Annotated in this window: 10 protein-coding genes; 6 read left to right on the top strand and 4 right to left on the bottom strand. The window is 69.7% G+C overall.

Annotation, left to right across the window (positions count from 1 at the left end; all coding sequences use genetic code 11):
* Window positions 1-340: 340 nt before the first annotated feature.
* The 4 genes from metG to WC326_10980 all read right to left on the bottom strand — a co-directional run bounded on the left by metG (window position 341) and on the right by WC326_10980 (window position 6265).
* The gene (gene metG, locus WC326_10995) at window positions 341-2290 is read right to left on the bottom strand and encodes a methionine--tRNA ligase (GenBank protein MFA7331585.1); all 1950 of its coding nucleotides are present in this window, start codon (window positions 2288-2290) and stop codon (window positions 341-343) included.
* A gap of 58 nt (window positions 2291-2348) precedes the next feature.
* The gene (gene ricT, locus WC326_10990) at window positions 2349-3464 is read right to left on the bottom strand and encodes a regulatory iron-sulfur-containing complex subunit RicT (GenBank protein MFA7331584.1); all 1116 of its coding nucleotides are present in this window, start codon (window positions 3462-3464) and stop codon (window positions 2349-2351) included.
* Window positions 3461-4645, bottom strand: coding sequence for a hypothetical protein (locus tag WC326_10985; protein MFA7331583.1), 1185 nt, complete (start codon window positions 4643-4645; stop codon window positions 3461-3463). Before WC326_10985 ends, ricT begins: the two co-directional genes overlap by 4 nt.
* Window positions 4646-4825: 180 nt before the next feature.
* Window positions 4826-6265 carry a peptidoglycan DD-metalloendopeptidase family protein gene (locus WC326_10980; protein MFA7331582.1) on the bottom strand — a complete coding sequence of 480 codons (1440 nt, stop codon included), beginning with the start codon at window positions 6263-6265 and terminating at the stop codon, window positions 4826-4828.
* Window positions 6266-6333: 68 nt separating this feature from the next.
* Here WC326_10980 and gcvT point away from each other — a divergent pair, with 68 nt between their 5' ends.
* The 6 genes from gcvT to WC326_10950 are packed head-to-tail and all read left to right on the top strand — an operon-like array spanning window position 6334 to window position 14748.
* Window positions 6334-7437 (top strand): glycine cleavage system aminomethyltransferase GcvT, encoded by a 1104-nt coding sequence (gcvT, locus tag WC326_10975; protein MFA7331581.1) that lies wholly within the window; start codon window positions 6334-6336, stop codon window positions 7435-7437.
* Entirely contained in the window at window positions 7428-8252 is an 825-nt protein-coding gene (locus tag WC326_10970; protein ID MFA7331580.1) for a 2-phosphosulfolactate phosphatase, read from the top strand. The genes gcvT and WC326_10970 overlap by 10 nt, the downstream gene beginning before the upstream one ends.
* The gene (locus WC326_10965) at window positions 8249-10660 is read left to right on the top strand and encodes a DNA translocase FtsK (GenBank protein MFA7331579.1); all 2412 of its coding nucleotides are present in this window, start codon (window positions 8249-8251) and stop codon (window positions 10658-10660) included. Before WC326_10970 ends, WC326_10965 begins: the two co-directional genes overlap by 4 nt.
* On the top strand, window positions 10657-11310 hold the full coding sequence (locus tag WC326_10960; protein MFA7331578.1) for an outer membrane lipoprotein carrier protein LolA: 654 nt from the start codon (window positions 10657-10659) through the stop codon (window positions 11308-11310). Before WC326_10965 ends, WC326_10960 begins: the two co-directional genes overlap by 4 nt.
* A complete protein-coding gene (locus WC326_10955; GenBank protein MFA7331577.1) occupies window positions 11297-12412 on the top strand; it encodes a lysylphosphatidylglycerol synthase transmembrane domain-containing protein in 1116 nt (371 codons plus the stop codon). The genes WC326_10960 and WC326_10955 overlap by 14 nt, the downstream gene beginning before the upstream one ends.
* Window positions 12409-14748 (top strand): polysaccharide biosynthesis tyrosine autokinase, encoded by a 2340-nt coding sequence (locus tag WC326_10950; protein ID MFA7331576.1) that lies wholly within the window; start codon window positions 12409-12411, stop codon window positions 14746-14748. Before WC326_10955 ends, WC326_10950 begins: the two co-directional genes overlap by 4 nt.
* Window positions 14749-14761: the final 13 nt, after the last annotated feature.

Genomic DNA, 14761 nt, shown 5'->3' with positions numbered 1-14761 from the left:
TGTCCTTTCTGGAGCCTCGCTCCCCGGTAGCGCTTGATCAGGGCTTTCAACGCGCCAAGTCTTCGCGTCTTTCTTTGCTGGCTCAAAGAAAGACGCCCAAAGAAAGAGCCTTTTCTCAACGGCCAGAGTCAGGCCACCTCGCGGTGGCCTTCCGCTGGCCGGAGTTTGGGCTTCCTGCAACCGCGTAGTTGGTTCCGGACGGCCGGTCAGGCCTGACGCCGTCACCACCAGGTTTTGGTTCAGGCCTGCGGCCTTCACCTCACCAAACAGACGCAATCTTGGTCTTTATGACTCTTCGACTCTGTGTCTCTGTGCCTCTGTGGTGGAGGGTCGAGTCGGGCTAGCCGATGGGCGTGCCCGGCGGGACGTCCCCGGGGTTCACCAGCGCGAGCCCGTTCGGCCCTTTGGCGGCCAGCAGCATGCCCCGGCTGACGATGCCGCGGATCTTCGCGGGTTCGAGATTGCGGACCACGCAGATCATCCGGCCGGGCAGCCCCTCCGGCGCGTGGTCCAGCGCGATGCCCGCCACGATCTGGCGCGGCTCGGCGTCGCCGCAGTCGATCTCCAGCCGCAGCAGCTTGTCCGCGCCGCTGACGCGCTCCGCCGTGAGGATCCGCGCCGCCACCAGCTTGGCGCGGCCGAACTCGGCGAAGCCGATCAGGCCCTCGTCCGCCGCCGGAGTCGAGGCCGGCGCGGCGGCCGGCGCGGCCACCGCGGCCGGCACCGGCGCGCTCGGTGCCGCGAGCCCGGGCACGGGCGCCAGGGCGGCCAGAAAGACCTCCTCGTCGATGCGCGGGACCAGCGGGTCGCCGTGCTGGATCCGGCGCACGCCGATCTCGTGCCAGGCCAGGTCCGCCAGGGTCGGCGTGCCCGGGATGCCCAGGCGCTCCAGCAACCGGGCGCAGAGCTCGGGCATCACCGGGGCAAGCAGGCAGGCCGTCAGGCGCAGCACCTCGGCCATGTCGGCCAGGACCGGGCCGGCGGCGGCCCGATCGGCCTTGACCAGCTTCCAAGGCGCGGTCTGCTCCATCCACTGGTTGCCCAGTTTGAGCAGGCCGAAGACCTGGTCCACGATTCCGTAGAGATCGCCGCGCTGCAGCTGGGCGGGCAGCCCGGCCAGCAGGGCCTCGGCGGAGCGGCGCAGGACTCCCTCTCCCGTGCCGCCCTGGGCCGGGGGCAGCTGCCCGTCGAAATGCCGCGCCGCGAGATTTGTCACACGGCTCAGCAGGTTGCCCAGGTCGTTGGCCAGGTCCGTGTTGATCCGCTTCACCAGCAGCTCGGGGCCGAAGGACGAGTCGTTCCAGGGCACCATCTCGCGGATCAGGAAGAAGCGGAAGGCGTCCACGCCCACCCGGTCGATGAGGTCCAGCGGCTGCACCACGTTGCCCACCGACTTGGACATCTTCTGGTCGCCCACCAGCCACCAGCCGTGGATCAGGAAGCTGCGCGGCTGCTCGAGGCCCAGGGCGTGCAGCAGCGTCGGCCAGTAGACGCAGTGCGTGGTGAGGATGTCCTTGCCGATGAGGTGCAGGTCCGCCGGCCAGTGCCGGTCGAAGCCCGCCTGATCGTGGCCCAGGCCCACTCCGCTGACATAGTTGAGCAGCGCGTCCACCCAGACGTAACACACGTAGTCGCGGTCGAAGGGCAGCTCGATGCCCCAGCTCATGCGCTCCTTGTTGCGCGAGATGCAGAGGTCGCGCAGCGGCTGGCGCAGGAAGCCCAGCACCTCGTTGCGCCGGCTCTGGGGCAGGATGAAGTCCGGGTGGCCTTCGATGTGGGCGATCAGCCACTCCTGGAAGGCCGACATGCGGAAGTACCAATTGCGTTCCTTGAGCAGCTCCGTCGGCCGCCCGCACTCCGGACAGTTGCCGTCCTGCAGATCCTTCTCGGTGAAGAAGCGCTCGCAGGGCACGCAGTACTGGCCCTCGTAGTCCGCCGCGTAGAGGTGGCCCTCGTCGTGCAGGCGCTGCAGCATGGCGCTCACCAGCGCCACGTGGGTCTCGTCCGTGGTGCGGATGTAGTGGCTGTAGTCGACGTTCAGGCGCTGCCAGAGTTCGCGGAAGCGGACGGACATGCGGTCGCAGAGCTCCTGGGGGCTCACGCCCTGGCGCTGGGCGGCCTCCAACACCTTCTGGCCGTGCTCGTCGTCCCCCGTCAGGAAGAAGGCCTCGCGCCCCAGCAGTCGGTGGTAGCGCGTGAAGACGTCCGCCAGCACCGTGGTGTAGGCGTGGCCCAGGTGCAGGTCGCTGTTGACGTAGTAGATCGGCGTGGTGATGTAGAACGGCTTCACGGAATCTCCTTGCCCCTCCCAGGGGCAGGGCCGGGACGGGGTGCATGGCTTCGGTTGCTCAGGCGCCTTCGCCCGGTTTGCGGTTGCGCCGCCCGCCGCGCCGGCCGCGCCGCCGCTTGCGGGCCTCGTCGTCCGGACCGGCGGGCGCGCCGCCCTCCGGGCTGCCGGCCTCGGCGGGCTCGTCGGCGGACTCCGCGTCCCCGTCCTCCTCGTCGTCGGGCTCCGCCGCCGGCGCCTCGCGCTGCGGTTCGCGCGCTGTCTCACGCGGGGGCTTGGCGGAGGCCACCAGCACGCCGGGGACGGCTGGTTCCTCGGCGCTGACGCCCTCGCGGTGACAGGCGCCCTCGCAGTGGTTCTCCGCCGCGTCGAAATCCATCAGGCGCAGCAGGTCCTCGCGGGAGACGGACTCCAGCTCGCCCGTGCTGTAGCGGATCAGCACGTCCTCGTTGAAGATGTCGATCTTCTCGATGAAGACGGCGCCGCGCAGGGTCTCCACGGCCCGCTCCAGCGGCGGATAGCGCTTCAGCTCCTCACGGTAGAAGTCCAGCTCGTAGCGCAGGCAGCACTTCAGCCGCCCGCAGTTGCCGGAGAGTTTCACCGGATTGAGGGGCAGGTTCTGCTCCTTGGCCATGCTGGTGGTGACGGGGTCGAAGCGCGAGAGCCAGGTGCTACAGCACTGGCGCTGGCCGCAGGGGCCGAAGCCGCCGAACTTGCGCGCCTCGTCCCGGGCGCCGATCTGGCGCAGTTCGATGCGCGTGCGCAGCTCGCCCGCCAGGTCCCGCACCAGGGTGCGGAAGTCCACCCGGCCCTCCGCCGTGAAGAAGAAGGTGACCTTCTTCCCGTCCAGCTGATACTCGACGTTGATCACTTTCATGGGCAGGCTGTGGTCGGTCACCAGGCGGCGGCAGACCTCTTCGGCGCGGTTCTCGCGCTGCAGGTTGCGGCGCTTGCGCTGGAAATCGTGGGGGCTGGCCTTGCGCACGATGGTGCGCACCTGGTCGCGCTCCTCCTCCTGGGAAATGCGGTCCACCTCGCTGACCTGGATCACGCGTCCCAGGTCCTCGCCCTTTTCGGCGTTGACGATCACGTGATCGCCCAGTTTGACGGGAAAGCCCATCGGGTTGGTGAAGGCCGCCCGGCGGTTGCCCTTGAATTGGATCTCGAAGAAGTTCATGCCGTCTGCTTTCTGCCATGCGCCACGCATTCCCGGCGCAGGAAGTGCGCCAGGGTGAGCAGCAGGGTGTAGGTGTGTGCGTTGCGCTCGCACAGGCGCTGCGCCTCGCTGAGCTGCTCCAGCACCACGTCGGGCCGCTTGAGGCCGACACGGGCGGAAAAGCGCTCCAGATCGTCGAACTGGTCCGCGTGGAAGACGCGCTCCTGGGCCTCGGGACCCAGGCGGCGCACCAACTCCGCGTCCAGCAGCCAGGTCTGCAGGTCGCCCAGGAAGCGCCGCAGGCGCTCCCGGTTGCGGGCCGCGTCCATGGCTGTGATGCGCTGGAACAGGCCGTCGCTGTGCGCGGCCAGCACGTCCCGCAGGAAGCCCGCTGGTTGCCAGACGTCCTCCTCGTCGCCCGCGCCACGCTCCTCGGCCAGCTTGAGGGCCCGGCCCGGATTCCCGCCGGCCAACTGGGCCAGCTCGCGGGGGGACAGTCCGGAGGCCGTCGCGGCGCCGCGCTCCTCCAGCCACTCGGCCAGGCGGTCCAGGGGCACGGGGCGCAGGTTCAGGCTCTGGCAGCGGCTGCGGATGGTGGGCAGCAGGGTCTCGGGCTGCTGGGTGCAGAGCAGCAGGATGAGCTGCTCGGGCGGTTCCTCCAGCAGTTTGAGCAGGGCGTTCTGGGTCTGCACGCCCATGCGCTCGGCCTCCACCACGATGGCCACCCGGTGGCGGCCCTCAAAGGGCCGCAGGGCGGCCCACTTTTTCAGGTAGCGCGCCTGGGCCACCTGGATCTGGCGATGCCGGACGGACTCGGACTCCTTGTCCCGCTCGAAGTCCGGGCGCGGCGGCAAGAGGGGATTGGCGGCCCAGGCCGCCAGGGCTGCCACGTACTTGTCCGCGAAGTGGACGGCCGGATCCACCTCCTCCTGGCCCGGCGGCAGGCTGGGCAGGGGCATCACCACATAGAGATCGGGATGGTCCAGCAGGCGCGATTTACGGCAGCCGGGACAGGCCTCGCAGGGTTCCGGGCCGCCCTGCTGGCAGAGCAGAATCCGGGCCAGGGCCCAGGCGGCCGCCTCGCTGCCCAGGCCTTCCTCCCCCTGGAAGATCAGGGCATGCGCCAACTGGTCGCGCTGGACGGCGCGCCGCAGGCTGCGCAAGAGGATGTCCTGGCCCACCAGGCTGGCGGCGTCCGGCATGGAAACTCCCGATTTCGAGGGCGAAAGGTAGCGAAAAGAGTCCCGCCTCCCGGAGGATGGCCACCCCGGGGTCCGGACTGCGGCGCGAAGGCGAGCTCCCCATCGTTGGAGGAACGGAGGACTGGACAATCGGGCCAAGTGGTGTCAGGCACCGTGCCAGAGCACGCCGCTGATCGGTAGCTAGCGCGCCAGCCAGAGCTTGGGATCCTGAGGCTGCCGGCCCTGCCAGAGTTCGAAGTGCAGAGCGCCCTGCTCGGCGGAATCGAAGCGGCCGGCGCGGCCCAGCGCCTGGCCGGCGCTCACCGCCTGGCCTTCGCGCACCTGGACCTCGTCCAGCTTGGCGTAAACCGTCCAGCTGTCGCCGCCGTGACTGAGCAGCAGCGTGTTGCCGAAGCCCGGCACCCAGGTGAGCTTCTCCACCCGGCCGGCGTGGACGGACTTCACCGCGGCGCCGGGCGCGCAGCTGTAATCCACGCCCGGGTTGTCCAGCACCGTGCCCAGGGTCGGGTCCGGGCGGGCTCCGAAGGGTCGGCTGATGCGTCCGCTCACGGGTTGGGGCAGCCGACCCTTGGCTGCGAGCAGACCCTTGCCTGTCATGGATTTTGCCTGCACGTCCTCGGCCGCCGAACGGGCGGGCGGCGGGCTGGCCGAGGATCTGGCGGTGGGTTTGGGGGTCGGGGTTGGCGCGGGCGGGGGATCCTGCGCGCCGGCCGCGCCCAGCCGGCTGCTCACCGCCTGCTGGCGGCGGGATTCGCTCTCCCGGCGGGTCTCGCGCTCCTGCCAGCCGCGCTGCAGGGTCTCCACCTGGCGCCCCACTTCCTGTCCAGCCTGGCGCAGCCGCTCCGCCTGGGCGGCGGCCAGCTCCTTGTCCTGGCGCAGGGAGCGCAGCAGTCGGCCCTGCTCGGTCTGCTCATGTTCCAGCCGCTGCAGTTCCGCCTGGGCCTCCAGGCGCGCCGTGCGCGTGCGCCGGCCGTCGCGCTCCAGATTCGCCAGATGCCGCGCGCCCCGGGCGCTGGCCTCGTCGCCGGCCTGTTGCAGCTGACCGAGTTGCGCGTCCAGCGCCTGCAGCGTGGCCAGCCGCCGCTCCAGACCCCGACCCAGCCAGGGGAGACGGCGCAGGCTGCGGGCCGCGGCGGGCGGGGAGGCCGATTGGAACAGCAGGGCCAGGGGATCCAGCCGGCGCAAGGGAAAGAGCCGCCGAGCCAGGGCGGCGGCCTCGGAGCGCACCCGGGCGCGCTCGCCGCCGGTGGCCGTGCGGCGCTGGCCCAGGCTGTCCAGCTGCACGCGCAGGGCGGCCAGTTCCTCCTGTTGGAGAGTTTGGGAGGTCTCCAGCAACAGCAGCTCCTGTTCCAGCTGCCGGCGCAGCCGCCGCCGGGCCGCGCCGCGCTCTTCCAACTGGTCCAGGCGAGCCAAGCCGGCCTGCTCCTGGCCCTCCAGGCGACCCAGGCGCTCGCGCTGGCTGGACTGCTCCTTAGCCAGGCTGTCCAGCCGCGAGCGGGTGTCGTCCAGGCGGGTGGCGGCCCAGGGCTGGAGCGGGTGGACGCCCAGCGCCAGCAGCGCCGCCAGGAGGGTCGCGACGCTGCCCAGGCGGCTGCGGAAGGGGGTGTCGCGCCAGGTCATGGCCGGAATATCGCAACCCATTGGTTACATTGACGGCACGTTCCAACCCCAATCCATGAGGCACATAGATGAGCGCCAAACTCACAGCTCTCAACGACCGGCACCTGGCCTGCGGCGCCAAAATGGTCGATTTCGCGGGCTATCGCATGCCCATCCAATACGGTTCCATGCTCGAGGAGCACATGGCCGTGCGCCGCAAGGGCGGCGTGTTCGACGTCTCCCACATGGGCGAGTTCTTCGTGGAGGGCCCGGACGCCGAGGCCTTCCTGGACTCCGTCACCGTGAACAACGTGGCCGCCCTGGCCCACGGCCAGGTCCAGTACTCCGCGCTGCCCACCCCGGAGGGCGGCATCGTGGACGACCTGCTGGTCCACCGCATCGACGACACGCACTTCCTGCTGGTGGTGAACGCCTCCAACCGCGACAAGGATTGGGCCTGGCTGAACCAGCACAAGAGCGGGGACGTGACCCTCACCGACCGCTCGGACGAGTACAGCCTGCTGGCCGTCCAGGGGCGCGAAGCCTACCAGCTGGTGCTGGAGCTGGCCGACCAGGACCTCTCCGACCTGCCCTATTACTGGTTCCGGATGGGCAGTCTGCGGGGGATCCCGCTGATCCTGGCCCGCACGGGCTACACGGGGGAGCGCGGCTTCGAGTTGTACGTGAAGAACGAGCAGGCCGTGGCCCTCTGGGACATCCTGCTGCCGGAACTGGAGAAGCGCGGCATGGGGCCGGTGGGCCTGGGGGCCCGCGACAGCCTGCGGCTCGAGATGAAGTTCGCGTTGTATGGGAATGACATCGACGGCAGCACCAGCACGCTGGAAGCGGACCTGGGCTGGATCACCAAGCTCAAGAAGGGCCGGGATTTCCTCGGCCGCGACCTGCTGCTGCGCCAGAAGGCCGAGGGTCTGACCCGTCGGCTGATGGGCTTCGAGATGACCGGGCGGGGCATCGCGCGGCACGGCCAGGCCTGCTACCTGGACGGCACGCGCATCGGCACCGTGACCTCGGGCGGCCACAGTCCCGTGCTGGGCAAGGCCATCGGCATGGTCTACCTCGATCTGCCCCACGACAAGCTGGGCCTGGAGTTCGAAGTGGACTTGAACGGCAAGCGCAGCGCGGCGCGGGTGGTGGGCACGCCCTTCGTGGAACTGGACGTGCCGTGCCGCTAAGCATCGACCTGTACTTCACCTTTCCGCAGAAAAGCAGCACCTGGCGGGGAGCGAACGTCGTCCTGATCGACGTGCTGCGCTCCACCACCTCCATCTGCCACGGCATGGCGGCGGGCTGCTCGCGCATCCTGCCCGCCGCGGACCTGGGGGAGGTCACCGAGCTGGTGGAATCCCTGGGCCGCTCGCGCGTGCTGCTGGGCGGCGAGAAGGACGCCCGGCGCATTCCGGGCTTCGATCTGGGCAACAGCCCGGCCGAGTACGCCGATCCGCGGCTCAAGGGCCAGACCGTGGTCATGCTCACGGGCAACGGCACGGTGGCCCTGGCGCGCCTGCGGCACCAGCGCGTGGTGGCGATCGCCGCCCTGGTGAACCTGGGGGCGACGGCCCGCTGGCTGGCCCGGCAGGAAGGCGACGTGGTGATCATCTGCTCGGGCAACCGCGAGCAGTTCTGCCTGGAGGACGCGCTCTGCGGCGGCCTGCTGGTCCGCCGCCTGCTGGACGCCTGGCCGGAGCGCGAGCCGCTGCTGAACGACGCCGCCCGGGTGGGCCTGGCGCTGGCGGAGCGCTACGGCGCGGATCCGCGCGCCGGCCTGGAGGAATCCACCCACGGGCGCGGCCTGCAGTCCCTGGGCTTCGGGGCGGACCTGGAGCGCTGCGCGCGGGTGGACGAACTGGACCTGGTGCCCTTCTACCACGACGAGCAGATCACCCTGCGCCCGCCGGCGCCGGAGGTGGAGGAGGACGAGACCGCCGCGGTCGGGGAGATCCAGGGGTCCTCCGGGGCGGAGCAACGGGAGAATCAGGAGACGGCGTGACGGCACGGACGCACGGACCATCCCCCGTGACCCGGCGGGTCCTGACCGGGCTGGCCCTGCTGGGGCTCAGTCTGCTCCTGCTGATCTCCGTCCTGTTCGCGCGGGAAGGCCTGGACTATCCCGGCGACCACCTGCTCTCCCACTTCGGCTACTGGACCTCTTACGCGCTGATCAACTTCGGCCTGGGCCACATCTGGTCCGTCAGCCTGCCCATCCTGCTGGGACTGCTGGCCTGGACCCTGATCCAGGAAGGCGAGACGCGCCGCCTGTGGAAGTTCGGCGCCAAGCTCTTCCTGCTGGCCATGGCGGGCGCCCTCAGCCAGGGCTCCATCGCCCGGGTGAGCGGCCTGCACAGCGCCGAGGCCGGCGGCGGCTGGATCTCCGGCGCCTGGCTGGCCGTGCTGATCAACCAGATGGTGGAGTCCACCGGCGCGGTGGGGCTGTTCATCAGCCTGGCCACCTTCGACCTGCTGGTGCTGGCCGTGGTCTTCCGCTGGCATCCCGGACCCCTGCTGGCCCGGCTGGCCGCCGGGTTGCAAGGTCTGTTCCCCACCCTTTTGGGCGCCTGGCGCCGGCGGGCCCTGCGCCGCCAGCTGCTGGAGGAGTCCCGCCGCAAGGAAGCCGCCCGCCTGGAGCAGGAACGCAAGCGCGCCGGCCGGACCCCGCCCGCGTTCGTTCCTGAGCCGACCCCGCCCGAGCCGCCCGCACCGGCGCCCGCCGCCGCCCCCGGTCTGCCCCTGTTCGAAGAGCCCGCCGACGAGGACGGCCGCTCGGGCGACGAGCCGCCGCTCTGGCGCCGACCGCCCGGCGGGGGGGACGAGGGCGAATTCGAGATCACCCAGGAGGTGGTGGAGCGCGAGCTGCGCTTCCGGGCGGAGGGCAAGGCGGCGGAGTTCCGCTACACGCCGCCCCCGGTGGATCTGCTGGCCGATCCGCCCGCCGACGAGTACCACGTCACCGAAGAGGACCTGCGGGCCAACTCCGAGGCGCTGGTGAGCTGCCTGAAGGACTTCAACGTCGAAGCCCGCGTCGTGCACGTCCATCCCGGCCCGGTCATCACGCGCTACGACCTGGAGCCCGCCCCGGGCGTCAAGGTGAGCCGCATTGTGGCCTTGGCGGACGACCTGGCCATGAAACTCAAGGCCGAGCGGATCCGCATCATCGCGCCGGTGCCGGGCAAAGGCGCCGTGGGCATCGAGCTGCCCAACAAGATGCGCAACACGGTGTTCATGAAGTCCATCGTCAACACGGAGAAGTTCATCCGCGCCGCCAGCCCGCTCACCGTGGCCCTGGGCAAGACCAGCTCGGGCGAGGCCGCCGTGGCCGACCTGCGCAGCATGCCCCACGTGCTGGTGGCCGGGCAGACGGGCTCGGGCAAGAGCGTCTGCGTGAACGGGATCATCTGCAGCATCCTGCTGCGCGCGCTGCCCACCGAGGTGCAGTTCGTGATGGTGGACCCCAAGATGATCGAGCTCTCCGACTACCGGCGCATCGCCGACCACTTCCTGGCGGGCATGGACGGCGTGGAGGGCGAGGTGGTGACGGACCCCCAGGACGCCGTCCGCGTGATGGCCTCGCTGGAAGTGGAAATGGACAACCGCTACCGCTACTTAAGCCTGACGGGCTACCGCTCGATCCAGGAGTTCAACGAGGCGCTGGAGTCCGGCGAAGTGGGCCGGCGGCTGGAGGCCGGCGACCTGACCCTGCCCGGCCGGCAGGACCGCATGCCGGACAAGATGGTCTACCTGGTGGTGATCATCGACGAGCTGGCGGACCTGATGATGACCGCGGGCAAGGAGATCGAAGTCTCCATCGCGCGGCTGGCCCAGAAGGCGCGCGCCGTGGGCATCCACTTGGTGGTGGCCACCCAGCGGCCCAGCGTGGACGTGCTCACCGGGCTGATCAAGGCCAACTTTCCGGCGCGCATCGCCTTCGCCGTGCGCCAGAAGGTGGACAGCAAGACGATCATCGACTGCATGGGCGCCGACCAGCTGCTGGGGCGGGGCGACATGCTCTACCTGGCCTCGGGCTCGCCCGAGCCCGTCCGCATGCACAACTGCCTGATCTCGGGCAAGGAGATCCGCGCGCTGCTGGACCACATCCGCAAGCAGAGCCGGGATTTCCCCAAGTTCCGGCTGCCCACCAGCAGCGAGGTGGAGAGCACGCGTCCCACCAGCGCCGAGTCCGCCACCCGGGACGAGCTGTTCTGGGAGGCCGCCGAGCAGGTGATCCTCTCCCAGCAGGGGTCGGTCTCCGTTCTGCAGCGGCGCCTGCGCATCGGGCACAGCCGGGCCAGCCGGCTCATCGACGAGCTGGAGCTGGCCGGCGTCGTGGGACCCTTCGACGGATCCAAGGCCAGGCAGGTCCTGGTGGACATGAGTTGGCTTGAGGAGCAACGCAGCCTGTGACACGCCATCTGTTGATCCTCCTGTTGTGGATCCTGTCCGCCCAGGCCGGCGAGGGCGACCGCCTGCTCTCCCAAGTCCGCAAGCAGTTCGAGGCCCGGGGATTGTGGGAGATCCAATTCACCCAGGAACTGATCTCGCCCATGGACCACGACACCAACCGCAGCGCGGGCCGGCTGCTGGCCTGTCCGGGGGGCGCCTTCCGCGTGGACCTGGAGGGCCTGCACCTGCTCAGCGACGGCCAGAACCTCTGGCGCTGGGAGACCGGCGGCAGCCAGGTGCTGCTGGAGCGCCCGGGCCAAAGTCCCGACGTGCTGCTGCCCCACCAGTTGCTGATCCTGCTCGAAGAGCGCTTCCGCGTGACCGCGCTGAAGGCCGAAGGTCCCCGGCGCAAGCGCCTGCAGCTGGCGCCCAAGACCAGCTCGGAATACATGCGCGAGATCGTGCTGGTGCTGGCCCAGGAGGGCGGGCAGTGGTGGCCGGCGGACATGGCCTTTTCGGACTTCTCCGACACGCGCTTCCGCTTCCTGGTGAAGAGCCGCCGCTCCTGGCCCGACCGCAGCCCGCGCAAAGGCGAGCTGACCTTCCGCCAGCCCGCCGGGATGGAACTCATCGATCTGCGCGCCCCGGGAGCGGCCCATGCGACGCCATAGCGCCCTGGCCGTCCTGATCTCGCTGTTCTTCCTCTATTTGTTCGCCTTCCAGCCCCAGCCCGGCGCCTGGTTCCACGGCAGCCTGGATTGGCGCGCGGCCTTCTTCAGCAGCCGCGTGGATTGGCCCCAGGTGGGCCGCCTGCTGCTGGACCTGCGGCCGCTGCCCTTCCTGGGGGCCTTGCTCTGCCTGGTGCTCTCCCTGGTGATCCGGGCCTGGCGCTGGCGTGTGATCAGCGGCCCGCTGGACCGCGTGCCTCTCGTGCGGATGTTCCACCTGACCAACCTGGGCTACATGGCCAACAACCTGCTGCCTATGCGGCTGGGCGAGGTGCTGCGGGCCGGCGCCCTCAGCGCGCGCAGCCGGATTCCCATGGCCGGGGCCCTGGCCACCATCGTGCTGGAGCGCGTGCTGGACATGGCCGGCGCGCTGGGCGTGCTGCTGCTGATGCTGCTGCTCCAGGGCGAGCTGTTCGCCGTCGGGACCGCCGGCAGCGAGGACGGGCTGGCCATGCTCTCGCGCTTTCGGGGCCTGCTGCCGCTGCTGGGCGGCGTGACCTGCCTGGGACTCGGCCTGCTGGCCGGGCTGGTGATCTGGCGCCAGCGCTTCCTGGACCGGGTGGAGGGCCTGCTGCTGCGCTTTCTGCCCCGCAAGGTGGCCAACCGCCTCTGCGGGCTGTTCCACAGTTTCGCCCGGGGCCTGGAGATCCTGCGCTCGCCCTGGGAGGCCCTCCTGCTGCTGGTTCTCACCGGGCTGCTGAACGCGTGCTACCTTGCCTCCCTGGGGGCCATGATCCACGCTTATCACCTGGGAGACGTGCTGCCGGCTTTCCACGCGGCGCCGGTGGCCTCCCTGCTGCTCCTCCTGGTCTTCGTCAGTCTGGGTTACATGATCCCCGCCGCGCCCGGCGCCTTCGGCACCGTGCAGTACTTCACGGCGCTGGCCATGGGCCTGCTGGGGGCGGGAACGGAGCAGGCCATGAGTTTTGCCCTGGGCAACCATTTGATCACCTGGCTGCTGCTGACGCTGCTGGGCCTGCTGGCGCTGCCCCTGCTCCGGTTGAGTTTTGCCGATCTCATGCAATGGAAGGAGAAGGGGGCTTGAAATCCTCCCGCCAATCCCACGGTGCCGTGTCCCCGGATGAGGACGCGAGCCAGATCGACCTGGGCGAGATCTACCGCATCCTCTACGCGGGCCGCTGGTTCGTGCTGGGCGCCCTGCTGGCCGGACTGCTGGTCGCCCTGCTGATCAACTCGCGCATGACCTACGTCTATCGCGCCCAGGCCACGGCCATGGTGGTCTCCAACAGTCCCTGGGAAGCCGGCCTGTCGCTGGACGGAACGGGCTCGGTGGCCAGTTTCAGCGTGGCCGACCAGCTGCGCATTTTGGAGAGCCGGCGTCTGGCCCGGGACGTGGTCCAGGTGGTGCGCGACGGCGCCTACGCGGACCGGCTGGGCGTGCTGGGCTACCCGAACCGCCCCAAGGCCTACTCCGAGGACGAAGCCATCGGCTGGCTGCTGGAGCGGCTCAGCGTCAAGCAGGTGCAGAACTCCAACGTGGTGGCGATCAGCGTGGAGGCCGCCACGGGGTTCGAGGCCGCCTATCTGGCCAACACCGTCGCCGAGCGCTTCTACCGGCAGAACCAGGAGTTCAGCCGGGCCGAGTACAACGAGCTGGCCACCTTCCTCAAGGATCAGTTGGACCAGGTCACCCTGCGCCTGCAGACGGCGGAGAGCTCGCTGACCACCTTCAAGGAAGGTTCGCGCCTCTCGGCCCTGGATGTGGAGACTGCCACCATCGTCCAGCAGAGCGCCAACGCCCAGACCGAGCTCAGCCGGATCAACCTGGAACTGCAGTCCAACGAGGTCTCGCTGGAAAATCTGCGCCGCCAGTACAGCCAGGGCCAGAGCAGCCTGGTGGACGACGTGGAGAATCTCTCCACGGCCACCATCGAGCAGTTGAGCAAGGAGATCGCGGACAAGCAGACGCAGATCGCCAACATCCGCGCCCGGGCCGAGGCGGGCTGGGAGAACTACGTCACGCGCCTGGAAGACGAGCTGCGCAAGGTCAAGACCGCCATGAAGGAGGAGACCAACAAACTCTCCGCCAGCGAGATGAAGAGCTCGGACCCCCTGGGCACCATGCAACAGATCTACGAGCGGATTATCGACCTGGACGTGGAGAACCTGGCGCTGCGGGCCGCCCGCGAGGCCCAGGGCAAGGTGGTGGCGGATTTCGAGGTGCGGCTGGGGCAGCTGCCCGAGGCCGGGCGCGAGTACGTGCGCTTCACGCGCGACGTGGAGATCAACGAGAAGCTCTACCGCCTGCTGATGGAGAAGTACCAGGAGAACCAGGCCGTGGCCGCCGGGATGATCGGCAACGTGCGCCTGCTGGATTCGGCCGAGGTGCCCGGCCAGCCCATCCGCCCGGACAAGCGCCTGAACCTGGTGCTGGGCCTGTTGCTGGGCCTGCTGCTCGGCGTGGGCATCAGTTTCATCTACCACCTGTTCGACACGCGCATCGTGACGCCGGAGGACCTGCGCCGGGCGGGCCTGCAGATGCTGGGGGCCGTGCCCACCATCAACGTGCGGCGCCTGGAGCGCGCCCTGCGCCACAAGGCCGGGCACGACCTGCGCGAAGAGGACGTCTGGAAGATCAAGCGCAAACTGATCACCCACTTCAGTCCCAAGTCGCCCATCAGCGAGGCCTACCGCTCCCTGCGCACCACGCTGTTGATGCGCCTGGAGCAGGAGAAGCGCGGGCCCCAGGCGGGCAGCGGGCTGGCGCCGGCGATCATCGTCACCTCCAGCACGACCCAGGAGGGCAAGAGCCTCACCAGCGCCAACCTGGCCGTCACCCTGGCCCAGACGGGGCGGCGCACGCTGGTGATCGACGCGGACATGCGCCGGCCCACGGCGCACAAGAACTTCGGCCTGGAGCGCAACATCGGCCTGTCGGGCCTGCTTTCCGGCAACCAGGCCGCGGCGGGCACGGTCTCGGACACGGACATCGAGAATCTCTACGTGCTCAGCGCCGGCCCCATTCCGCCCAATCCCGCCGAGTTGCTGGCCAGCGACGCCATGGTGCGGCTGGTGGAGTGGGCGCGCCGGGAGTACGACTTCGTGGTCATCGACACGCCGCCCGTGGTGCCCGTGACGGACCCCACCATCCTCTCGCGGCTGGTGGACGCCGTGATCCTGGTGGTGCGCAGCAATTCCAGCCACCGCCGGGAATTGACCGAAGCGCTGAACCGGCTGGAGAGCAGCGAGGGCGCCGTCCTGGGGGCCGTGCTCAACGACTACGACCTGAAGCGCGTCTACGGCAGCTACTATTACTACTACCACTACTACAACCGCTACTACTACTACGGCGACCAGAAGCGCGGCAGCCGCAAGGAAGTGCCGGGTGCGCGGCGGCGGCGCAGCAAGGTGCCCGTCTGAGGCTGGCGGCGGC

It is taken from the genome of Candidatus Delongbacteria bacterium (assembly GCA_041675285.1).
Lineage (GTDB): Bacteria > CAIWAD01 > CAIWAD01 > CAIWAD01 > CAIWAD01 > CAIWAD01.
Note: the sequence above shows the minus strand (reverse complement) of the source record. Positions and strands in the feature narration are given on the sequence as shown.